General features: G+C 70.1%; 17 protein-coding genes. 10 read left to right on the top strand and 7 right to left on the bottom strand.

Annotation, left to right across the window (positions count from 1 at the left end; all coding sequences use genetic code 11):
• Nucleotides 1–12 precede the first annotated feature (12 nt).
• Nucleotides 13–828 (bottom strand): zinc-ribbon domain-containing protein, encoded by an 816-nt coding sequence (locus NQO67_RS06445; protein WP_255947796.1) that lies wholly within the window; start codon nucleotides 826–828, stop codon nucleotides 13–15.
• Nucleotides 829–1,007: 179 nt separating this feature from the next.
• On the opposite strand from NQO67_RS06445, the gene NQO67_RS06440 reads away from it, so the two are divergent.
• The gene (locus NQO67_RS06440; protein WP_255947794.1) at nucleotides 1,008–2,714 is read left to right on the top strand and encodes a cellulase family glycosylhydrolase; all 1,707 of its coding nucleotides are present in this window, start codon (nucleotides 1,008–1,010) and stop codon (nucleotides 2,712–2,714) included.
• 320 nt (nucleotides 2,715–3,034) lie between these two features.
• Nucleotides 3,035–3,613 (top strand): IclR family transcriptional regulator, encoded by a 579-nt coding sequence (locus NQO67_RS44175; protein ID WP_255947792.1) that lies wholly within the window; start codon nucleotides 3,035–3,037, stop codon nucleotides 3,611–3,613.
• A 70-nt stretch (nucleotides 3,614–3,683) separates the two neighbouring features.
• Here the strand turns inward: NQO67_RS44175 and NQO67_RS06430 are convergent, their stop codons facing one another.
• The 5 genes from NQO67_RS06430 to NQO67_RS06410 form a co-directional block, all read right to left on the bottom strand.
• Entirely contained in the window at nucleotides 3,684–4,682 is a 999-nt protein-coding gene (locus tag NQO67_RS06430) for an aldo/keto reductase (RefSeq protein ID WP_255947790.1), read from the bottom strand.
• Nucleotide 4,683: 1 nt separating this feature from the next.
• On the bottom strand, nucleotides 4,684–6,399 hold the full coding sequence (cmlS, locus tag NQO67_RS06425; RefSeq protein WP_255947788.1) for a chloramphenicol-biosynthetic FADH2-dependent halogenase CmlS: 1,716 nt from the start codon (nucleotides 6,397–6,399) through the stop codon (nucleotides 4,684–4,686).
• 85 nt (nucleotides 6,400–6,484) lie between these two features.
• Nucleotides 6,485–7,864, bottom strand: a complete 1,380-nt coding sequence (locus NQO67_RS06420) for a class I adenylate-forming enzyme family protein (protein WP_255947786.1) — start codon at nucleotides 7,862–7,864, stop codon at nucleotides 6,485–6,487.
• Nucleotides 7,865–8,554, bottom strand: a complete 690-nt coding sequence (locus NQO67_RS06415) for an SDR family NAD(P)-dependent oxidoreductase (RefSeq protein WP_255947784.1) — start codon at nucleotides 8,552–8,554, stop codon at nucleotides 7,865–7,867.
• Between the two features lie 5 nt (nucleotides 8,555–8,559).
• On the bottom strand, nucleotides 8,560–8,865 hold the full coding sequence (locus tag NQO67_RS06410) for a hypothetical protein (RefSeq protein WP_255947782.1): 306 nt from the start codon (nucleotides 8,863–8,865) through the stop codon (nucleotides 8,560–8,562).
• Nucleotides 8,866–9,159: 294 nt separating this feature from the next.
• On the opposite strand from NQO67_RS06410, the gene NQO67_RS06405 reads away from it, so the two are divergent.
• Both NQO67_RS06405 and NQO67_RS06400 read left to right on the top strand, forming a co-directional pair.
• The gene (locus tag NQO67_RS06405; protein ID WP_255947780.1) at nucleotides 9,160–10,419 is read left to right on the top strand and encodes an ATP-grasp domain-containing protein; all 1,260 of its coding nucleotides are present in this window, start codon (nucleotides 9,160–9,162) and stop codon (nucleotides 10,417–10,419) included.
• Nucleotides 10,420–10,720: 301 nt separating this feature from the next.
• A complete protein-coding gene (locus tag NQO67_RS06400) occupies nucleotides 10,721–12,361 on the top strand; it encodes an APC family permease (protein ID WP_255947778.1) in 1,641 nt (546 codons plus the stop codon).
• Here NQO67_RS06400 and NQO67_RS06395 read toward each other — a convergent pair.
• Nucleotides 12,279–12,971: an HAD family hydrolase gene (locus tag NQO67_RS06395; protein WP_255947776.1), complete on the bottom strand. Its 693-nt coding sequence runs from the start codon at nucleotides 12,969–12,971 to the stop codon at nucleotides 12,279–12,281. The two genes, NQO67_RS06400 and NQO67_RS06395, sit on opposite strands and share 83 nt — an antisense overlap.
• A gap of 371 nt (nucleotides 12,972–13,342) precedes the next feature.
• Here NQO67_RS06395 and NQO67_RS06390 point away from each other — a divergent pair, with 371 nt between their 5' ends.
• From NQO67_RS06390 to NQO67_RS06365, 6 genes are all read left to right on the top strand, one after another.
• Complete coding sequence (locus NQO67_RS06390) at nucleotides 13,343–14,506, top strand: hypothetical protein (protein ID WP_255947774.1); 1,164 nt, start codon at nucleotides 13,343–13,345, stop codon at nucleotides 14,504–14,506.
• A 116-nt stretch (nucleotides 14,507–14,622) separates the two neighbouring features.
• On the top strand, nucleotides 14,623–17,535 hold the full coding sequence (locus NQO67_RS06385; protein WP_255947772.1) for an AMP-binding protein: 2,913 nt from the start codon (nucleotides 14,623–14,625) through the stop codon (nucleotides 17,533–17,535).
• Nucleotides 17,536–17,923: 388 nt separating this feature from the next.
• The gene (locus NQO67_RS06380) at nucleotides 17,924–19,552 is read left to right on the top strand and encodes an MBL fold metallo-hydrolase (RefSeq protein WP_255947770.1); all 1,629 of its coding nucleotides are present in this window, start codon (nucleotides 17,924–17,926) and stop codon (nucleotides 19,550–19,552) included.
• Entirely contained in the window at nucleotides 19,549–20,886 is a 1,338-nt protein-coding gene (locus NQO67_RS06375; protein ID WP_255947768.1) for an ATP-grasp domain-containing protein, read from the top strand. Before NQO67_RS06380 ends, NQO67_RS06375 begins: the two co-directional genes overlap by 4 nt.
• A 165-nt stretch (nucleotides 20,887–21,051) precedes the next feature.
• Nucleotides 21,052–21,585 (top strand): chloramphenicol phosphotransferase CPT, encoded by a 534-nt coding sequence (cpt, locus tag NQO67_RS06370; RefSeq protein ID WP_255947766.1) that lies wholly within the window; start codon nucleotides 21,052–21,054, stop codon nucleotides 21,583–21,585.
• A 112-nt stretch (nucleotides 21,586–21,697) separates the two neighbouring features.
• Nucleotides 21,698–22,990, top strand: coding sequence for an MFS transporter (locus NQO67_RS06365; RefSeq protein WP_255947764.1), 1,293 nt, complete (start codon nucleotides 21,698–21,700; stop codon nucleotides 22,988–22,990).
• The last annotated feature ends 121 nt before the right edge of the window (nucleotides 22,991–23,111 follow it).

The raw sequence follows: 23,111 nt of genomic DNA, 5'->3' as shown, positions 1-23,111 counted from the left end.
GGCGGCACTCGCTCATCCGGGTGAGCGGCGTCGGACGCCGGAGGCACGCAGAGCCAGGAGTTCCTCCTCGACCAGGGCCGCGTCCCGGGCAAGGCGCTTGGTCCGTCTCGCCGTGCGGCTGTACCCGATCAGCCGGTCCACGTTGACCTGTTCCCCGGCGGCCAGGAGCCGCGCGCCGAGGCGGGCGACGTGGAGCAGCGCGTCCGGCGCCGGGGTGCCGCCCAGGTGCCCGACGCGCTCGGAGTACTCCTTCCGGACCCGCTTGACCTGACGGCAGTCCCGGCACAGGGCCGGCATCACGTCGATGTGGCATCCGCGTTCCTCGTGCATGCGCTTCTGCTCCTCGGCGGAGCTGACGAACACGGTGGCGCACCGGCGGCAGGGCCTCTCCAGCGGTCCGAAGACCCAGTCCGGACCGCCCATGCCGAACTGCTGCCGCCCCGGGTCGCCCCAGAGGAACCCCCTCGGCAGCGACTCACCGGGTGCGGGGCCGAGGACGTCGAGGCCCCGGGAGGCGCGGGCCAGCATCCGCACCGTCGCGACCCGGCGCCAGTCGCGGGACTCGCCGCCCCGATAGGACCGCAACCCCCGGTCGAACTCACCGACATGGCCGCCGCGCCACGGGTGGAAGGACAGCGGGAGCCGCACCGTCTCCACCACGGGCTCCGGGACGACGCGGGCGCCGTCCGCGCCACCTTCGGACGAACCGGCGGCGGACGCACCCCGCCCGCCCGAGCCCTTGCGCGACACCTTTCCCGACGCCCCCTTGGGCGAGCGCGCCCGCGCCCCCGGCCGCCCGCCACCACCACGCTGACCCCGCTTCGTCATGACCGGAACAGTAGAGCGGGCGTACCGCACCGCGCCGGCGGATCCAGCCGGGCGGGCCGCCGGTCCGAATCCCCGGCCTGCCACCGAGACCGCCTCATCGCGCGGACGAGGCAGGAGACGGCGGGCAACCTCCAGGCGTTTGCGCATAAGTCTTGACGTGTCTTGGTCATGATGCGTTTATGGGAGCGCTCCCAAATCGGGTGCCCAACCTTCCAACACTCTCTGGAGTCGCAGTGGGAAGAAAGAGATCGAAGCGGTCGATAGCCGCTCTCCTTGCCGCGTTGACGACCCTCTTCGGCCTGTTCGGCCTGGGCCTCGCCGGCCCGGCCGCCGCGCAGGTGGAGTCGGCGGACGCCACCGGCCTGCACATCAGCGACGGCCGGCTCGTCGAAGGCGACGGCAACGACTTCATCATGCGGGGCGTCAACCACGCCCACACCTGGTACACCGGCCAGACCCAGTCCTTCGCCGACATCAAGGCGTACGGCGCCAACACCGTTCGCGTGGTCCTCTCGGACGGCTACCGCTGGACGGAGAACACCGCCTCCGACGTGGCCGACGTCATCAGCCTGTGCAAGGTCAACCGGATGATCTGCGTGCTGGAGGACCACGACACCACCGGATACGGCGAGGACTCGGCCGCCGGCACGCTCGACCGCGCCGCCGACTACTGGATCAAGCTGAAGAGCGTCCTCGCCGGCCAGGAGGACTACGTCGTCATCAACATCGGCAACGAGCCCTGGGGCAACACCAACCCAGAGGGCTGGACCGATCCCACCATCTCCGCCATCCAGAAGCTGCGCGCCGCCGGCCTGCAACACACGATCATGGTGGACGCGCCCAACTGGGGCCAGGACTGGCAGGGCGTCATGAAGGCCAACGCCCAGACCGTCTACGACGCCGACACCACCGGCAACCTGATCTTCTCCATCCACATGTACAGCGTGTTCGACACGGCGGCGGAGATCACCGACTACCTGAACGCCTTCGTCGACGCCAAGCTGCCGATCGTCATCGGTGAGTTCGGCGGGCCGGCCGACCAGTACGGCGATCCGGACGAGGACACCATGATGTCCACCGCCCAGGACCTGGGGATCGGCTACATCGCGTGGTCCTGGAGCGGCAACAGCGATCCGATCCTGGACCTGGTGCGGGACTTCGACCCCGACCAGCTCAGCTCCTGGGGACAGCGCATCTTCAACGGCGCCAACGGCATCGCCCAGACCTCCCGTGAGGCCACGATCTTCGGCGGCGGCAGTACCGATGACACGGAGGGCCCCACCGTCCCCGGCACGCCGACCGCCTCCTCGGTGACATCCAACTCGGTGGCCCTGACCTGGGGCGCAGCCAGTGACAACGTTGCCGTAGCGGGCTATGACGTCGTCCGCGTCAACGGTGGTTCGGAGACCACGGTGGCGAGTTCCGTCACCACCTCGGCGACCGTCACCGGGCTGAGCGCGGACACCACGTACGCGTTCGCCGTCTATGCCCGCGACGCGGCCGGCAACCGCTCCGACCGCTCCGGCACGGTGAGCGTCACCACCGAGGAGGCGGGCACGTCCGACGGGACCTGCTCCGTCGGCTACCGCGTGGTGAACGACTGGACGTCGGGCTTCCAGGGCGAGATCACCATCGACAACACGGGGACCAGCGCCATCAGCGGCTGGACCCTGGGCTTCTCGTTCGCCGACGGCCAGACGATCAGCAACATGTGGGGAGGCACGCCCCACCAGAGCGGCGGCGACGTGACCGTCACCCCGGCCGACTACACCAGGAGCATCCCGTCGGGCGGCTCGGTCACCATCGGCTTCCAGGCCAGCAGGGGCAGCACCAACGCCTCACCGACCGCGTTCACACTCAGCGGCGGCACCTGCGCCGTGTCCTGATCCCGTGCGGTCACCGGGCCGGGCTCAGCCCGGCCCGGCGATCCGTCCGCCGGGGTGCCGGGCCTGCCGGGGACGCCGAGGCGACGGAAACGAACCGTTGTCCCGCCGGCGGGACAACGTGCGGCGGCGGTGCAGAAATGCGCGACGGAACACCTCACCGTGCCTCCCGTGTCGCCGGGCGCACCGCGCCAAGCGCCGGGACCGACCTTTCCTGCCCCTTCGTCGCGGAGCATCCTGCGGAGGCGGCGACGAGGCCGGCGGAGGTGACGAAATGGTCGGACCGACCCTGATCGGACCCGTTCAGCGGTCTCCGCACCCTCGTGCACGAGGGCTACCTGTGCAAACTCGACGACGGCCATGTGCTGGGCGAGCAGGTCGGCGCGCTGTGCCGACGCAACGCCGGCCAGGCGCTGCTGCCGAGGATCCGGCCGGTGCTGCGCGCGCTCCGCGACGAAACCCGTGGCGCGGCCCACCTGTCGCTGTACTCGGGCGGTGACATCACGCTGGTGGACATCGCCGACCGTCCCGACACCCCGTCCGTCGACCTGTGGGTCGGCGTGCAGGAAGCCGCGCACGCGACCGCGTTCGGCAAGTGCGTCCTGTCCTGCCTGGACGTACCGGCCCGGCGCGACTACCTCGCCCGGTACCGGCTGGTCGGCCTCACCCCGCACACCATGACCGACGCCCGGGTGCTGGAGCAACGGCTGCCCCAGTGCGGTGATGCATTCCAGGACTCCGAGGAGTACCTGCTCGGCACGGCGTGCCTGGCGACGCCGGTGCGGGCGCCCGGCATCATCGGCGCGATCGAGATCTGGCTGCCCTCCCGACGGTTGCACTCCGCCCAGCCGGCCCCGCTCCAGCGCGCCTCCCAGGGCGCGCTGATCGCCCGCATGGAGTGACGCCCGGCCGCTGCTGGCCGGCGGGTGAGCCACGACCGTGGCTCACCCGCCGTGGCTCGCCCGTGGCCGTTCAACCGTTCAGCTGCCGCATCTGCTCGGGCGTGTGGTGCTCGCCCGCCGCAGGGGGGAGCCGGTCGAGCCGGTCGAGCTGTTCGGGCGTCAGCCGCAGATCACCGGCGGCGGCGTTCTCCTCCACCCGGGCGGTACGGCGGGTACCGGGGATGGGGGAGATGCCGTCGCCCCTGGTGAGCAGCCACGCCAGGGCGACCTGCGCCGGTGTCGCCCCGGCCTCGGCGGCGACGGCCTGCACGGCGTCGGCGATGCGCAGGTTGTGCCGGAGGTTCTCCTCGGTGAAGCGGGGATTGTCCGCACGGAGATCGGTGGCCTGGAACTGCCCCGTCGAGCGGACCTGGCCGGTGAGGAAACCGTGGCCCAGTGGTGCGTAGGCCACGAATCCGATGCCGAGCTCCCGCAGCACCGGCAGCACCTGCGCTTCCGGATCGCGGGTCCACAGGGAGTACTCGGACTGCACCGCCGTGATCGGGTGCACGGCGTGGGCGCGGCGGATGGTCTCCGCGCCGGCCTCGGAGAGCCCGATGTGGCGGACCTTGCCCTCGGCGACCAGCTCGGCGAGGGCGCCGACGGTGTCCTCGATCGGGGTGTCGGGATCGACACGGTGCTGGTAGTACAGGTCGATGTGATCGGTGCCGAGGCGCCGCAACGAACCCTCCACGGCCGCCCGGACATTGGCCGGACGGCTGTCGAGGTCCCGGGCACCGGAGCCGGCCGGGGCCGGGTCCGGTGGTACATGCGAGATCAGGCCGAACTTCGTGGCCAGGACGACCTCGTCGCGACGGCCCTTGAGCGCTCTGCCGAGCAGTTCCTCGTTGGTGAACGGGCCGTAGCCCTCCGCCGTGTCGAGGTGTGTCACGCCCAGCTCGACGGCGCGGTGGATCGCCCGGACGGACTCCGCGTCGTCGGTGCCCGCGCCGGTGTAGCCGAAGGACATGCCCATCGCGCCGAGCCCGATGCGGGAGACGCTCAGGTCGCCCAGTTTCAGCTCTTCCACGTCACACCTCGTACTCGACTCCGACGCCACCGAAGTGCAGCCGGCCCTGGACGATCACCCGGTCACCGTTCTTGTCGTAACCGGAGAGGAGGCCGGCCTCCATGAGGCGGAGCACGAGCTGGGTGCCGATCTCCTGGTGGCCCGCGCCGCGCAGCCGCTTGATGAGGTCGCGGTAGCCGAACTCCTCCTCGGCGAGCTCCTGGAACACCTGCCGGGTCTCCTCGTCCAACGGGTAGTGGGCCATGTCCAGGCCCTCCTCGTTGGCGAGGATCTCCCGCGGTTCCAGCCGGAAGGTCGTCCGGTCGACCCGGTAGTACGGCTTCAGCAGGGCCTTGTCGCCACTCCAGCGCAACCGCGTGATGCTGTTGAGCCGCTTGGTCAGGTCGCTGATCCAGCGGACCCGGGCGCCGTTCAGCTCTTCCTCGGAGAACTCGTCGCTGAGGCCCTTGCGCTGGTGCTTGCCGATGGTGATCATCGTGGCGGCCCGGTCATGGAAGTTCGGCACCGTCACCCCGTTGCCGTCCGCGCCGCCGCCCGCCAGCTTCTCGAACCACGTCCTGCGGCTCAGCCGCTCGTCGTCGGACTCGGTGATCCGCCGCTTGCGCCAGAACTCGGAGTCCGGCTCGGTGAAGGAGGCGTAGGTGTAGAAGGACGCGAGGAACTCGTGGTACTCCTCGTAGGCCGACCGGTAGGTGCGGTTGTACCAGGCGTGGACGGCCTGGCTCTCGGCCTCGTCCCGGGCGATCCGGTCGATCGACGCCGCGGCGCACACCGCCGACTGCGAGGCCAGGTGAACGCCCTGGGAGAACAGCGGGTCGGTGAAGCAGGCGGCGTCACCGCAGAGGAAGTACCGGTCCGCGGAGAACGACTCGGCCTCGTACGACCAGTCGTGCACGATGCGGACCTCGTCCACCTGCGGCGCGTCCCCGAGGATCTCGACGGCGCCCGCACACTTCGCGAGGGTGCTGCGGTAGAACTCGTCGGCGCCCAGTTCCCGCACCTCGCCGGCCTTGTCGCGGTCGACGACGAGCCCGACGCTGTAGACGTCGTCCTTGACCGGGATCATCCAGACCCAGCCGTCCTCGAACGTGATCGAGTACGTGGTCCCCTTCAGATCGCCCTCGAAGGGGTCCTTCATGGTGAAGTAGGACCAGATCGCGAAGTTCTTGTAGAACTCGTCGTAGCGCCGCACGCCGAGCTGGCGGGCGAGCGGGCTGTTGGCGCCGCCCGCGTCGATGACGAAGTCGCTCTCGGGATGCAGGGTCTCGCCGTTGTGACGGACGGTGAGAGTGACTCCGTCGGGTCGGGAGATGTCCACCTCGGTCACGTTGGCTTCCTCGAGCACGGTGACCCCGCGGTTCCTGGCCTCTTCCAGCAGGAGCTGGTCGAACTGCCGCCGATCGACCTGGACGGCGTGGTCGAAGACCCAGGGGGCGACCTTGGGCGCCGCGAACGAGAAGGTCCACGGGGCCTGGTCCTGGCCCCAGAGGAAGGTGGCCGAGGGCTTCTTCACGTAGTTCTGCGCGTCGAGCTTCTCCTGGAGACCGAGGCGCTGGAGGATCGACATCGTGCCCGGGAGCAGGGACTCGCCGATGCGGTAGCGCGGGAACCGGCTCCGCTCGTAGACGGTGACGTCATGGCCGAGCTTGTGGAGGGTGAGCGCCGCGACGCTGCCGGCCGGACCGCCCCCGATGATGGATACCTTCGATCGTGCCATCGCGCTCTCCCTGTGGTGTGCTGTGTGGAACCGGTCGTCTGGGCGGTGCTTCGGGGCTGTCCTGCTCGGTTCGGGGCTGTCCTGCTCACGCGGGGTCGCTGCCCGGAAGGGGCCGAACCTTCTTGAGACGGCTGGTGATCTCGACGGAGTCGACCACGGCGATCTTCGAGGGGATCTTGAACGGCTCCACCCGGCCCGTGAGGAACTCGACGACGTGCTTGCGGACCTCGGCGCGGGTCAGCCCGTCCTTCGGCTTGATGTCCGCGCACACCGTCTGACCGGTGATGGCGTTCGGGCGGCCGTAGACCACGCACTCCTCGATGTGCGGGCTGCCCAGCAGGATGGACTCCAGCTCGAGCGGCAGCAGTTTCTCGCCGCCCACGTTGATGACTTCCTTGGCCCGGCCCTTGATGCGCAGATAGCCGTCGGCGCCCTCCTCGACCAGGTCGCCGGTGCGGAACCAGCGGTCCTCGGTCAGGGAGTCGTCCGGGTAGTTCAGGTAGCCGAGGAACTGGGTCCTGCTCCTCAGCTGGAGCTCGCCGTCGACGACGCGGTGTTCGACGCCGGCATCCGAGATCTTGAAGTAGGTGCTGCTGGAGGACTCGCTCGTGGTGGTGGCGATGCCGGTCTCGCTGGTGCCGAAGGTCTGAAGCAGCCGGACCCCCGGAAAGCACTGGTTGACGCGCTTGAGGAGTTCCTCGGACATCGGCTCGGTGCCGTAGGTGATCAGGCGCAGGCTGCTGAGGTCGTACTTGCGGTGGTAGTCGCCGACCATGATGAGGTTCAGGAAGGTGGGGCTGGTCGGCAGCACGAGGATCCGGTGCTCCTCGATCAGCCCGCAGATCTCGTCGGGGACGCGCTCCTCCGGGAGGATCGCGGTACCGCCCACCAGCACCGTGCTGAGCAGCGAGTTGATGCCGCCGATGTGGTCGAACATCAGGACCATCAGGATGTTCAGCGCGTTCCGCCGCTGCCGGGGACGCTTCTTGAGTTTCTCCGCGACCAGGGCGTCCAGGTTGTGCAGGATGACCTTCGGGGCGCCGGTGCTGCCGCTGCTGAGCAGCACGAGCCCGGCGGCCTCCTGGGCACTGAGGTCGCCCAGCCTGCCCGCGGAGTCCGCGTCCGGCGGCTCCAGGGCCTGGATGTCGGGTTCCGCGCCGGGCTTCACCAGGTACCTGGGGCGGCAGTACTCGGTGATGGTGTCGAGGTTCGTGGCGTTGAGCGCCACCACGGGCACGACGACGTTCCTGTTGAGGTACAGCGCGAGGAGCGTCGCTATGGAGTCCAGCGAGTAGTCGCCGTTCACGACGACCGTGTCGTGCGCGGCGACACCCGCCGCGCCCAGCCGGTCCCGGACGCGGCGGATCCGGTCCAGCAGGTCGGCGTACGTGAAGCCGGTCCGCTGCTCGTAGAGCGCGGTCCGGGTGCCGAAGTCCTCGAAGCGGCGGATCAGTTCATCCCGCATTCAGTGCACACCCCCAAGCATGACGGTCTCCCCTGTCACGAACGCCGACTGCGGGCCGATGAGGAACTCCACCGGGCCGACGAGGTCGGACATCGTGCACATACGGCGTATGGCCTGGCGCTCGACGAGTGCGTCGATCTTCGGCTGGGGCACCGTCCTGGTCAGGACGGTGCGGACCGGTGGCAGACCGAGGGCGTTGACCCGGATGCCGAAGCCGGCCAGCTCCTTGCTCATGACCCGGACGAGTTGCTCGACCGCACTCTTGCTGGCCGTGTAGACCAGCTGGCCGTCCAGCGCCCACGGCACCGCGACCGTGGAGATGTTGAGAATGGCGGTGGACGGCTCGCTCGACTTGCGCAGCAGCTTCGCCGCCTCCCGGCAGCAGTTCAGGACGGCGAAGAAGTTGATGTCGAAGATTCTTCTGGCCGTCTCGTCCGGGGTGGTCATGAAGTGGTTCATGGTGGCGGTGCCGGCGTTGTTCACCAGCGCGTCCAGATGGCCGTGTTCCTGCCTGACCTCCCGGAACATCTTCTTCACCTGAGAGTTCTGGGTCAGGTCCACTTCATGGTGCTGATACCTCGCGTGCTCGATGTCCGACGGTTTTCTGCTGCAACCGATGACCTGGTGGCCGGATTCGAGGAAGTACTCGGCGAGCGCCCTGCCGATACCGGTACGCGTGCCGGTGATCATGATGATCATACGGTCGCGCCGGCCAGTTGCAGCTCCTCCTCAATGAAGGCGATCAGACGGCGGACACTGCTGAACGGGCTCACCCGAAGCGACACGGCCTTTTCGGAGGCCAGCGAGACATCCACTCCGAATTCATCTTCCAGGCCCTCTTCCACCTGTGAAAGAAAGGCCACGAGGTACATCGACTCGAAAACCCCTCCACTGCCGTAGAGGCGCAGGTCGAGTATGTCATCGGTAGGGATGTCTTCCTCGCGCATTTCATTGATCTCTTCGATCGCCGATGCAATGAGCTGCAGGATTCGATCGGTCACAGTCGAACCTCCCTATTGTTGGGGCGGTCCAGATGCGTCGGACCCCGATGCCCGGATCTTTATGGCACATGCCCGGGACCCGCGCAAGGGCCGTTCAGAGGCCGTGCAACTGCGCCTTTTCCCCACTTGCACGGCCGCTCTGTCGGCACGTGCTCGCTTGTACAAGCCGTTTTCCTGTTCGTAGTTGACAGATTCTCGGCCGCGCAGGTAGGTATTCGGGCGCCCATAGCGTGGGCGATGGATGTATTCGTCTCGGCACGCGTATGCAACTCCGTACCCGCAGAAGGAACCGTCATGACAGAAAACGCGCCGGTCCTACTGCTGGTCGGCAGTGGATACCGGCATTATCGCGAGTACCTCCTGGCCGCCGTGTCGAAGCACTACCGGTTATGGCTCCTGGACTCGCACGAGGCCACCTGGCAGCTGGCCTACTGCACGGGCGCCACCCGGGTCGACACACGGGACGCGGGCGCGCTGCGTGCGGCGGCACTCGCGGTCGTGCAATCCCTGCCGGTCGCAGGCGTGTTCACCTACGACGAGTCGCAGGTCGTCTTCTGCGCCCAGCTCGCCCACGACCTCGGACTGCCCGGCAGCCCACCGGAGGCCGTCCGCGCCTGCCGCGACAAGGCGACCACCCGCGCCGTGCTCGCCGCCGCCGGCGTGCCGCAACCCGCCTCGTACACGGTCACCACCGAAGAAGAGGCCCTCGTCGCGGCCGACAAGATCGGCTACCCGGTGATCGTCAAGGCCCGGGCCATGGCCGCCAGCGTCGGAGTCGTACGCGCGAACGGACCTGAGGACATCGCGGAGGCCTTTGCCACCGCGCACGCCGCCGAGTTGCTGGGCATGGCCAAGCACGCGGCGAACGTGCTGGTGGAGGAGTTCCTGACCGGCCCGGAGATCAGCATCGACGCGATCATCCACGGGGGAGAGGTCGTCCCCACCGTCCTGGCGCGCAAGCGGCTCGGGCTCGAACCGTACTTCGAGGAGACCGGGCACGACGTGGATGCCGGCGACCCACTGCTCCAGGACGCCGAACTGCTCGGGCAGCTCCGCGCGATCCACCGCGCGCTGGGCCTGGTGCACGGCGCGACGCACTCCGAGTTCAAGCTCACCCCGAACGGACCGCGGCTCGTGGAGGTCAACGCACGGCTCGGCGGCGACCTCATCCCCTACCTCGGCCTGCTGGCCACCGGCACCGACCCCACCGTCGCCGCCGCGGACGTCGCGGCCGGCCGCACACCCGTCACCGAGCCGCGCTTCCGCAAGGCCGCCGCCGTCCGGTTCCTGCTGCCGCAGGCGCGCTGCGAGGCCGTGGAGGTGCTGGTGCACCGGGAGCGCTTCGGGCCGACCATCCACGAGACCGGCGTCACCGTCCGTCCAGGCAAGCGCCTGGCGCTGCCGCCCGACGCGTTCGTCACGCGCTACGGCCATGTGATCGCGGTGGGGGAGGGGCTGGCCGAGGTCCTCACCGACCTCGAAGCCCCGGAACGGCTGGTCGAACTGCGTTCGCGCCCCCTGCCCGAGGAGACCGGGACCCGCCCCGCCCCTTGACCGGCGCCCGCGAAGCGCACCCTGGGCGTCCTGCGCGGACATCGGCGAGCTGCACGCCGGTGCCCGATCCGGCGCCGGCCTCCATGGCCCTGCGCAGCGACATCGCCGGCCGATGCACCGGCGATGCACCGGCGCGGCCCCCTGCCCAGCGCACCGCCCGTACCAGGGCCCTCAGATCAATTCGGCATCGACCGTCTGGCGGCACTCGTCGCTGATCGCACGTAAGGGAAGACACCGTGAAACTGCGAACGCGGCGCACACGCCCGCTGCTTGGTCTGCTCGGGCACGCGGAGGTGACCGCATGACGGTCGTGGCACCCGATCCCGCCACGCGGCCCGAGCCCGACCAGGACCGCCGGCTCCGGCGCGACCTGGGCTTCTGGAGCCTGACGGGCGTGGCCTTCGGCGGCATCATCGGCTCCGGCTGGCTGTTCGGCGCCTTCTACGCTGCCGCCCTCGCGGGCCCGGCGGCCGTGCTCTCCTGGATCATCGCGGGCGTGGCGGTCATGCTGATCGCCGTGGTGCTCATCGAACTGGGTGCGGGCACCCCGCAAGCCGGCGGCATGGTGCGCTGGCCGCTGCTCGCCAACGGCCCGCTGGCCGGAAACCTGATCGGCTGGGCCATGCTCCTGGCGGTCGCCAGCACGATGGCGGCGCAGACCTCGGCCATCGTGCAGTACGCGGACCGCTACCTGCCCGGCCTCTACGTCGATGACGCGATGTCGGCCGAGGGCAAGGTCGTCGGTGCCGTTCTGCTGGCGGCCCTGGTGCTGCTCAACTCGTTCGGCGTCAAGCTCTTCGCCCGGCTGAACCTGCTGGTCACCGTGATCAAGGTGGCGGTGCCGCTGATCACCGTGGTGACGCTGCTGCTGTCCAGCTTCCACCCCGGCAACGTCTCCGCGGGGGGCGGACTCGCGCCGCAGGGGTGGTCGGCGGTCCTGACGGCCATCGCGGGCGGCGGCATCATCTACGCGCTCAACGGCTTCGCCGCCCCGATCGAGCTGTCGGCCGAGGCGCGCAACCCCCGCCGGGACATCCCGCGCGCCGTCCTGACCGCCATCGGGCTCTCCGTGGTGCTGAACGTGGTGCTCCAGGTGACCTTCGTCCTCGCGGTGCCATCCGAGCGCCTCGGGCCGGGCGGCTGGGCCGGGCTCAGCTTCGCCTCGCCCTACGGGGAGCTCGCGCTGCTGCTCAACCTGGGCTGGCTCGCCACCGTCATCTACGCCGATGCGGTGCTGTCGCCGTCGGGCTCGACGTACGTCATCGTCGCGGCCGGCGGCAGGGAGACGTACGCGGTGGCCAAGAACGGCGGGCTGCCGAAGCTGTTCACGCACGTGGACGAGGGCGCCGGGGTGCCCAGGAACGCGCTGGCGCTGAACTTCGTGCTCAGCATGGTGTGCCTGCTGCCGTCCAGCAGATGGCAGCAGATCATCGCGGTCGTGGGGGTGCTCGCCCTGCTGACGTACTCGCTGTGCACCGTCGCGGCGGCCACCTTCCGCACCGCCGCTCCCGAGCGGCTGGCGGGCTGGGTACGAGGGCTGGGCTGGATCCTGCCGCTCGGGTTCGTCGTGGCGGCCGAGCTCGTCTACTGGTCCGGCTGGCACACCCTGCGTGTCGCACTGCCGGTGCTGCTGGGCACCGTGCTGCTGTTCGCCGCACTGCGTCGCGGGCAGCTCGACGTGGTGGCCGAGGTGCGCAGGGGCACCTGGCTGCTGGTGTACCTGGTGTGGCTGCTGGTGCTGTCGGGGCTCGGGACCTTCGGCGGTATGGGAGCGATTCCCGCGCCGTGGGACACCCTTGCGGTGGCGCTGTGCGGCCTTGGCACCTATCGGTGGGGGGTGCGCTCCGGGGTGGCGTACCTCACCGATCAGCGTGCTCCGGACGCTGTGGGCTCCGAAGACCCCGGGCGCCCTCCGGAAGCAGGAGCCGGAACGCCTCGGTGACCGTGGCCACCACCCGACCCGGAACGGCCTCTCCGGGCGCCGGCTTCCGGCCGCCCGAGATCCAGATCGTCTCCATGCCCACCGCGGTGGCTCCCGCGACGTCGTGTACGAGGGAATCACCCACCATCCACGCCCCCTCGAGTTCGGCGGCGGCGCGGCGGGCAACGAGACGGAAACTCTCCGGGTCGGGTTTCAGGGGCACCTGTGTGCCGTCGGCGAAGCACACCGCGTCGAAGAGACCGGCCAGTTCGTCGCCCATCTTCAGGCGCTGCACCGACTCCGGGCCGTTGGTCAGCACGGCGAGCCGCCAGCCGGCCCCGCGCAGCAGGCGCAGGTGCTCGATGACACCGCCGAACGGCCGGACCAGGCGTGGCCAGCGTTCCCAGAAGAGGGCCTGGAGTTCGGCCGGGGACTCGGAGAAACCGAAGCGTTCGACGATGACGCGAAAGGTCTCCCGGGGGGCTACCGGACGCTGCTGTTCCGCACGGAGGAATTCCAGTCCTTCCGCCCCCAGTTCGCGCTGCCCGGCCAGCTCGGCAAACCACCGGTCAATGGCGTCGGTGCTGTCCACCAGGGTGTCATCGAGGTCGAAGACGGCGAAATTCACCACGCGTGGAAGCTCCTTCTGCGGATATGGCGGAAAGGGGAGTACAGGTGGGAAAGGAAGGCCGGGTCGCGGCACCGGGGATGATACGGCAGCCGTCGAACTCCCCGGGTCGGCTCATGCTCGCCCGGCAGGCGCCGGACCAGCAGTGTCCAACTGATGCGCGGCCGCGGTTGCACACCGCTCGGCCGCGGTTGCACGCCACCCCCTGTCCTTGAACGCGCTTGCCGTGCGGCACGGTGCTCGACAGACTTTCAGCCATGTTGAGTCCAGGCACGGCAGCGATGGCCGGGCCCGTTTCCACCACGCTCGCCGGTGTCTCCGTGCGAGCGCTCCGTCCTGCCGGCTGCACCGAACCCGAGGGGAACTGAAGGCTGATGTCCGGATTTTCCCTACGGCCCGATGCACTCGGCGTGCAGGACCTCTTCCGGTTCCTCCGCGACCTCGACCTGGACTGCGACGTCAACCCCTGCGCCGCCTGGATCGGCACCCTGGACCCGGCATGCGCCGCCGATCCGGCCGGCCTCCTCCGGTTCGCACGCGAACTGGGGCTCACGCATGCCCTGGCGAACCTGCTCGGCAGGGACGAGGCCGAGACGGCCGCCACCGTCGTCCTGCATGAGACGCTCCTGGACGGTGACACCGACCGGCTCGCCGAGACGGTCTCGGACTACCACAACTCCCGTCCCCTGCGGCTCGACGAGGCCGTGCACATCGCCATGTGGCCGCATGCGGACGGCGAGCACGTGGTCTTCGTCAAGATGAACCACATGGTCGTCGACCTGTCCGACGCGCTGGCCGTGCTCAAGGCGATACGCGCGCAGGTGCAGGGCAAGCCGACCCGCCCCGTCGCCGGCCGCTACCGCGACCACGCGGCGCTGCTCGCCAGGTACGCGGCGCTCCCGCCGGCCGATCCCGCGCTGGTCGAGCACGAGCTGGGGGAGCTGCCGGTACCGGGTCGCAAGGGCATTCCGACCATCGCAGCGACCGACGAACAGTGGCTGCCGCTGCGCCGGGGCATCTCCTTCGACGAGCTGCTGAGCGCCGTCACCGACACGGTGCTGAGGAACATCGGCGGCGGGCTGGTGCTGCAATACCCGGTGTCACGCTGGGACTTCGCCCGCAAGGGCGGTTACTTCGCCGAGATCAAACCGCTGGTCGTGCGCGGGGAGCTGGCGTCCGACTACACCCCCGAGTACTTCCGGCAGAAGCGGGAGTTCTACGACTCGCTCGGCCGCTTCACCGTCTCCGACCTCAAGACCTTCGGTGCCGCCTGCGGCCGCTGCCGCATGCCGCGCATCGTGGTCTCGGACACCACACTCATGCGGCCGGAACCCGGCAGGTGGCGCTGGATCCCGGTGCGCAGCCGCCGGATGTTCGAGGACCTGAAGTTCCTGGCCGACCGGTCCCTGCCCGGGCCTCCACTGCTGCGGTTGCAGTACAAGCGGGCCTTCCTGCCGACCGAGGACGCCCGGAACATCCTCGGCGAACTCGAGGAGCGGGTCGGGTCCCGGAGCGGACCGGTCAAGACCGCGCAATGACCCGCCGTATGCGCTGAAGGGCCCCGCGCGTGCCCCGGCGCGCGCAGGCCGACGGGCCCAGCCCACCGCCCACTCCCGTGCACCGCCGCGTTCAGCGAGTTGAAAGAAGGTACTTCGTGGAACTGCCTGCCTTCGTCGCCCACCACCTCGGGTGCCATGGCGACCTGGTGGCGCTGGAATCGGGAGCGCAGAGCTGGACGTACGCGGAGCTCGACCAGGTCACCCGGGAGCGCGCGGCGCAGCTGTGCCGGCTCTGCCCGGACGGCGGCCGCGTCGTCCTGATCGGCGAGCACACCGCGGAGGCCCTCATCTGGGCGTTGGCGGTGATGCGCGCCGGGCTCGTCCACACCCCGCTGAACCCCACGCTGCCCGCGGAACGGATGGGGGAGGCGATCCGCGTCGCGGCCCCCCGTCTCGTCGTCTGCTGTTCGCCGGACTCGCTCACCGCGCTCCGGGAAGTGGGCGTGGAACACGACGAGGCCGTCAGGGTGCTCGCAGCGGAAGAGATCACGCGCGCCGCCGCGGCAGCAGGCCAACGTGGTGACGCGAAGGCCGTGCCCGGCTCGGCGGCAGCGTACTCGATCTTCACCTCCGGCTCCACCGGCCTTCCCAAGCTGGTGAACGTCGGCCACGCCGGCATCGAGAACCTGTGCCGCGCCCAGACCCGGCTCTTCGGGGTGAAGCCGGGGCACCGGGTGGTGCAGTTCTCGTCGCTGTCGTTCGACGCCTCCATCGCGGAGATCCTGGTGGCCCTGTACGCCGGTGCGCAGCTGGTGGTGCCGCCAGGCGAGGGCGGCTCGTGGCTCAGCGCGGTCGGACGGCATCTGCGGGACCGCGGCTGCGACATCATCACACTGCCGCCCTCGGTCTACGCGCGTTTGGACGACGAAGCACGCAAATCGATCGGCACGGTCGTCTTCGCCGGTGAGGCACTCTCCGAGGTGGAGTTCCGCGCCGCCGCCCGCTACAGCCGCGTCCTGAACGCCTACGGTCCCACCGAGGGCACGGTGTGCTTCAGCGTCGCGGAGCCGTCGCGCTTCACGACCTCCGTCGGCCGCCCCATCGACGGCTACACGGCTCGGGTGTACGACGCCGCGCAGGGCGGCTATGCCGCTGCCGGCCGCGGCGAGCTCGTCCTGGTCGGCCCGGGGGTGGCGCTCGGCTACGAGGGGGCGTCCGCCGCGTCCGCCGCGTCCGCCGAGGAGACCGGTCCGTTCACCACCGTCGACGGCTCTCCCGCCTACCACACGGGCGACGAGGTCGAGCTCGTCGACGGGGAGGTGTTCTACCTGGGCAGACTCGACGAGCAGATCAAGCGGCTCGGCCACCGGATCGGCCTGACCGAGCTGAGCGGCAGGGTGGCCAAGCTCCTGGACGCCTCGGCCGTGTTACTCCAGGACGGCGCCGCGCTGGTGCTCGCGCACACCGCGACCACCCGTCAGGAGACCGAGCTGAAGGCGCAGCTGCGTGCTCAACTGCCGCCCTGGGAGGTGCCGGACGTCCTGCTCGCGCTCCCCGAGCTGCCGCTCACGAACAACGGCAAGGCGGACAAGGCGGCCGTACGGACCCTCGTTCAGCAGGCCGCGGACCGCGCGGGCGCGGCCGACGACACGCCCCCCGCGGACGCGCGGTCGGCCTCCGGCGACGACAGGGCGATCGTCCACGGCATCGTGGCAGGCGTCCTGGGCGTCGACGTCGAACCCGACACCTCGATCTTCGACGCGGGCGGGGACTCGCTGGCGCTCGTACGGATCCAGGTCGAACTGAGCGAGATCTACGGCGAGGACCCGGTCCAGGAGGTCTTCGACCTGCTCAACTACGACTTCAGCGTTGCGGGCTTCCTCGCCGGACTGCACGACCGGTCCGGGGACGGGACCGCGGGCGAGCGCGGGACCGCCGCCCCGCAGGCACACGACCCCGTGCCGGGCGTGTTCGCCGGTGTCGCCACGGAGCTGGCCGCGCTGCCGGCCGAGCTCGCCGCGCTGCGCCCGGCGACCCCACGCGCGCGGGAGCGCGCCGCGGCCCTCACCCTCACCGGCGCCGGCGGCTTCATCGGCGGCCACGTCCTGGACCGCCTCCTGGACGGCGACCGTCGACTCACCGTCGTCACCACCAGCGACCCCGAGCACCTGGTGTCCCGGCACTGCGCACGCTTCGAGCGTGCTCCCGCGGACCTCGCCGACGTCGAGTTCCTCGGATACGAAGACGCCGAGCGCCTCGCCGGGAGCGGTGGTGACGGGCCGGACCTCCGCTGGGGGCCCGTCGTGCACTGTGGCTTCGAGGTCAACCATCTGCTGCCGCTCGAGCGCCAGGTGAACGGGAGCATCGCCACCACCCGCACCCTGGTGCGCGCCGCCGCCGCGCTGGACGCACCGCGCTTCGTGTTCCTGTCCGCCGCCTCCGTCGGCCCGCGCTTCGTGCCGCTCGGCGAGGAAGCGCTGGCCGCGGTCCGGGACCCGTACTCGCAGTCGAAGTTCGTCGCCGAGGGCTACGCCGGCGCGCTGTCCGGCGACCGCTGCCGCATCGACCTGCTGCGCGCCGGGCTGGTGTACGGGCACACCGACCGGGAGCACGCGTTCCTGGAGCGGGACGTGTTCGCCCAGCTGCTGCGGCTGTCGCTGCGGCACGGTGCGCTGCCCCGGCTGGAGGGCCGCGTCCCGGTCTGCCATGTCGCCGACGTCGCAACGGCGCTGCTGGCGGCGGCCGACGCGCAGGGCGCGGCCGAGGAGTCCGTCCTCGTGCACCGCACCTACGACGTCGAGGAGCTGCGCGACGAGCTCGGTTTCGAAGCGCACCAGGTCGTGGACGCGCAGGAGTGGTTGACCACCGTGACCCGGGCGGGCACCGCCGAGCTTCCGCTCCTTGCGGCACTCCGGCAGTGGATCGGCGCGGCGGGCTGGGGCGAACGGGTGCACGCCACCGACCGGCCGATCATCCGGGACCTGCGACGCAAACACCTGGGGGGAGTAGCGCATGGGCACTGCGCAGAGCCGGCGGCGCTCCGTGTTCGCACCGGGGAACACCGGTAAGACGAGGGCAAGGAGATCTCCCACCACGGCTTTGCCAATCTCATGCCACGCTGCACGCGCGGACGGGTGTACGAATGCAATATCCTCGGCTGTGAGCGGGCACCTGATGCGGCAGGTGCACCACGAGGCGGCCCTGCGGCCCGCCGGAGCGCCGGGGAGCGCGGACCTCCCCTTCCGGCGGTTCCTCGACGCCGGGGCCCGTCCCCTTGAGATGTCCGACGCGGGAGATCCTGCCGCGCCGGATACGACGCCGCCTCCGGGCGGTTCGCTCATGCCGCTCTGACCCGGGCGCCGCCGTCGAACGGCACCGATCAGAGGGAGGCCGGCGGCTGCCGCGGACCGCCGGGCATCGAGACGACTTCCGTGTTCCAGTACTACGTTGATGAGAATGGGGGCTGACGTGGCCTTATCGCTGCACTCACCGGCGCCGCTTCTGTCGCTGAAGCGAAATGTCATTGCGGAGCCCGCTGTCGCCGGGTGGTACGCCTGGTCGTATCTGCTGCCGCCCTTCACCCTGGCGAAATACCTGAAGGGCCATTACCGGAACATCGTCGAGTCCTATCTGGAAAAGCCCGACGCGCACCGCACGGCGCTCAAGCAGGCCCGTTTCCAGGGAGGGCCCTTCGTGCACGAGTGCGCGGGCTCGTACGACAGGATCCGCAGCTGGTACGAGACCGTGCGCGAGCAGTACGCCCCGCTCATGGAACTCGCGGACGCCATCGAGGAGCTGGAGCAGAAGATCCTGCCCACCCTGGACGGTGCCACCATGGAGCCGGTGTACCGCCAGCTGCCCGAGCCGCTGGCCGGGCGGGTGGAGCTGTTCTACAACCGGGACAACCGGACCCCCGACTACCGTTTCATCGAGCCGCTGCTCTACGCGTCCCCGTACTTCGATCCAGGGCTTCAGCAGGTCCGGTTCTCCACGATCGAGCGGGACGCCAGGGAGTTCGCCCTCACCACGCCGGTACTCGAGTACACGCCCGAGCAGGTGCTGGTGACCGTTCCGCTGGATTCGCCGCTGCTCGACAGGGTCTTCGCCGGCGGGCTCGACCCCCGCGAGCTGGACCAGTTCGCCGCCGACCTCGGCATCGAGGGGGAGCGGGCCACCACCTTCAAGGGCTTCTTCGAGGAGACTCCCGAACCGGCCGCCCCCTCGCAGGACGACACCATCGAGTACGTCGGCCACGCCTGCGTGTTCGTCCGCCACCGCGGCACCACGTTCCTCGTCGACCCGGTGATCAGCTACAGCGGCTACTCGCACGAGAGCGACGGCCGGTTCACCTTCGACGATCTGCCCGAGCGCATCGACAACGTGCTGATCACGCACAACCACCAGGACCACATGCTCCTGGAGACGCTGCTCAGGATCAGGCACCGGGTGGGCCGCGTCGTCATCGCGAAGTCGGCCGGCTCCAGCCTCGTCGACCCGGACCTGAAGCGGATCCTGCGCGCCCTCGGCTTCGACGACGTCGTGGAACTCGACGACCTGGACACCCTTCGCACCCCCGGCGGCACCATCACCGCGCTGCCCTTCCTCGGCGAGCACGGCGACATCCGGATCCGTACCAAGTGCGGCTGGCTGCTGGACCTGGACGGTACCCGCGTCCTGTTCGCCGCCGACTCCACCAACATCTCGCCCCAGCTGTATGCGCAGGTCACGGCGGCAGTGGGCCAGGTGGACACGGTCTTCATCGGGATGGAGAGCGTGGGCGCCCCGGTCAGCTGGCTGTACGGGCCGCTCTTCCCGGAGCGCCTGGAGCGCAGGATCGACGCGGGTCGCCGTCTCAAGGGCTCCAACTTCGAGCAGGCCTCGGCCATCGTCGACACGCTCCGGGCCAGCTCGGTCTACGTGTACGCGATGGGCCAGGAGCCCTGGCTGGGCGCGGTGATGTGCGTCGAGTACGACGACAAGCACCCGGCGATGATCGACAGCAACAAGCTGGTGGCCTACGTCAGGGAGCGCGGCGGCACGTCCAAGCGGCTGTTCCTGCACGAGTCGATGGCGGTGCGCGGGTGAGCGCGGGCACCGACCGGGCCACCGCCACCGAGGTGCACGCCGGGCAGCACATCGTCCACGTCGGCTTCCACGCATCCGAGGCCCACGCCGTCGACTTCGACGCCGACCGTGTGACGGTGGTCCTGCCGCGTGCGAGCGCGGCCCGGCTCCCCGAGGAACTGGCCGCACGATTCGCACGGGTCGCACTCCTGGACCTACCGGCCTCCGGCGACGTGAGCAATGCCGACCTGGACACCTACGACCGCAACTTCGACCGCATTCGTGCCGTCGTCGAGTCGCTGGCAGCCGAGTTCGGGCCGCCGGCCGCGATCGTCGGGCTGTACGAGCACACCACGCTGCCGGCGGCCCGGCTGCGCGAGCACTTCGGGCTCCAGGGCACCTCGGTGCGCACGGCGGTGCTGTGCCGGGACAAGGTGCCCATGAAGCAGGCTGTGGCGGCCGCGGGGATACCCGTACCACGCTTTTTGGCCGTCGGTCCCGACACCGGACGGGCGGAGCTGGAGGCCTTCGCGCACCGGGCCCCCGGCCGCGTCGTGCTCAAGCCGCGCAGCCAGGCCGCCAGCATCGGCGTGCACATCCTGGACGACGCCGCCGCGCTCCTCGGGCTCGCCGCCGAGGGCGGCCTGGAAGCGGGTTACGAGGCCGAGGAGTTCATCGACGGCTCCATCTACCACATCGACGGCGTCGTACAGGACGGCACGCTGCGCTGGTTCTGCGCCTCGCGCTACCTGGACACCTGTTTCGACTTCCAGCACGGGAACGCGCCGCTGGCCGCCGTCACCCCGGACGACCCGGCCCTGGTGGCGCGCATCCGCGCCTTCACCACGACCGTCCTTCGGACCCTCGGGCTGCGGGACAGCGTGATCCATCTCGAGCTGTTCCACACGCCCGGCGACGAACTGGTCTTCCTGGAGATCGGCAACCGTTTCGGCGGCGCCGGCATCTCCTGGCACCAGCGCACCGTCTTCGGTGTCGACCTGGCCCGGGAGGCGGTGCTCGCCTGCATGGGCAGGCCCTCGGAGGTGAGCACGCCCAGGACCATGCTGGACCACCGGGATCCCGCCTCCTCCGGGTGGCTGTACCTGCCCCTGAACGTGCCGGAGCCCCGTGTGGTCAGCCGGATCACCGGACTCGAGGACCTTCCCGACTCGGTGCTGGGCAGCAGGGTCCCCGCCGTCGGCGACGTGCTGCGGGGGACCGGGGACGTATGGCCCAACACGGGTGGTTTCCTGGTCGGCGGGCCGTCCCCCACCGAGGTGGAGAAGGACATGGCACGGATCGTCGACACCTACGCGCTCACCACCGCGCCCGCCGCACCGGCGAAAGAGGAGTGAAGGCAGGCGGCGCGCCGGGCGTGCACATCGGGCGAGGAGCCGGGTGAGCGACATGCAGCACGGGGCGCCCCGGGACGAATCCGGTTCGGCACCACGCGGTCCCCGACGAGCGACCGCACACCACCGCAGGACAGACCGCATCATCTGGGAAGGCGTACAGGTCAAGTGAGCACACAGATCATCGTTATCAACGGCGGATCCAGTTCCGGCAAGACCGGGATCGCCCGCTGCCTGAAGGCAATCCTTCCCGAGCTGTGGCTGAGCTTCAGCGTGGACGACCTCATCGCCGCGATGCCGGCCAAGCAGATGGACTCCGACGGCGGCGTCAAGCTGGGCGAGGGCGGTGAGGTGTCGCTCGGCGACGACTTCCGCACGGCCGAGCGCGCCTGGACGACGGGCATCGCCGCCATGGCCCGGGAGGGCGTCGGGATCATCCTCGACGACGTCTTCCTGAGCGGCCAGGCCTCCCAGGACCGGGTCCGCGCGCACTTCGAAGGCCTCGAGGTGCTGTGGGTCGGCGTGCACTGCGACGCCGAGGTCGCGGCGGCCCGCGAGATGGTCCGCGGCGACCGGGTGCTCGGCATGGCGGCCATGCAGGCCAAGCTGGCGCACAAGGGCGTCGTCTACGACGTGGAGGTCGACTCCACCCACACCGAGGCCCTCGACTGCGCCCGCATCATCGCCGAACACGTGCGCTGAGGGACCCCCGGACAGCGGCGGAACCCCGGTCAGAAGGGTGGGCGGCCCGTGCGACCCACGGCGCGCCCGTCCCGAAGAGATCGTGCTCACCCTGGAGAAACGGAGACAACGGATGGACACCACGGGCTCCGACGACTCCGGATCCGGCCAACCCGGACCACCGTCCGGAGCGCAGGACTTCGGTTCGGCCCTCGCTCTGTCCCCGGAGCCCGGCGCGGAGTCGGGGCGTTCGGGAGAGGCGCCGTGGCGCCGGTTCTGGCTGCTGACGTCCGCGGCATCGATCTCCGAACTGGGCAACACCTTCCTCCGCCTCGCCATGCCCTGGACGATCCTGGGCAGCACGGGCTCGCCGCTCCTGGCCTCCCTGAGCCTCGGGGTGCAGTACCTGCCGTTCGTCGCCTCGCCCCTGGTGGGCACGTTGATCGACCGCTACGAGCGGCGCAGGGTCTTCATGGTCGCCGAGCTCATGCAGGGCTGCCTGGTCGCGCTGACCCCGCTGCTGCTCATGGTGGACCAGATCGGCCTGGTGCTGCTCGTGCTCCTGGTGGCCGGCTTCGGCACCGTGGCCTCCAACCTGACCAGTGACTTCAGCCTGCTGCCCAAGCTCGCTCCCGGCGATCGGGTGGCGGAGGCCTACAGCAGGTACTCGGCCTGCACCCAACTCGCCCTTACCGCAGGACCCGCCGTCGCCGGTGTCGTCCTGGCGGCCGTCGGCGACTACTGGGCGCTCTGGATGGACGCGGCCACCTTCCTGCTGACCGCCCTGGTCGCGATCGCCCTGCCGCAGGGCGAGAAGCCGGCCGTCGAACGCGGCTTCCTGCGCATGCAGATCGAGGGTTTCCGGATATTCCGCACGATCCGCGGCATTCCCCGGCTCACCGCCGTGCTCGCGCTCTACAACCTCGGCGCCGGTGCCGTGCCCACCGTCCTGCTGGTGCTCGTCGGCACCACCTGGCACTGGTCCGTCAGCCTGGGCGGCCTGGTGCTCGCCAGCGGATCCGCGGCCACGGCGCTGGGTGCGTGGCTCGGCAGCCGGGTCTGGACGAAGGCGCGCGCGGAGCGCCGTATCGGCCTGTGGCTGACCCTGTCCGCCGTCAGCTGCGCAGGGCTGCTGACGCCCTGGTACGCCCTGGTGATCCTCGGCTTCTGCGGCCTGATGGCGGGCGAGGGGGCGCTGAACGTCACCACGAACGAGTACCGGTTCCGGGCGATACCGGAGGCGATGACGGGGCGGGTGAACGCCGTGATGCGCGGCACCATCCTGAGCTCGGCCGGGCTCTCCGCATTACTCCTCGGCTGGTCGGTCGCACTGCCGCAGCAGGTCCTGCGCTTCACTCCCGCGGCCCTCACCTCGGCGTTAGCCGTCCTGGTGTGGCTGGGGGCACGGCGGGTCCGCACCTCGTAACCCGCACTGCCCGCCGTCCGGGCGCGTCGGCCCACCGGCCGCACGACCCCGATCAGTGAATCGCCGCCATTCCCGCGTGAGAAAACCTCGCGTTGAGGGTTTGTAGAGTCAATATTTGCTC

The sequence above is a fragment of the Streptomyces odontomachi genome (assembly GCF_024435355.1).
In the GTDB taxonomy this organism is placed as follows: domain Bacteria; phylum Actinomycetota; class Actinomycetes; order Streptomycetales; family Streptomycetaceae; genus Streptomyces; species Streptomyces odontomachi.
This window is presented reverse-complemented; position numbering and strand designations above follow the sequence as displayed.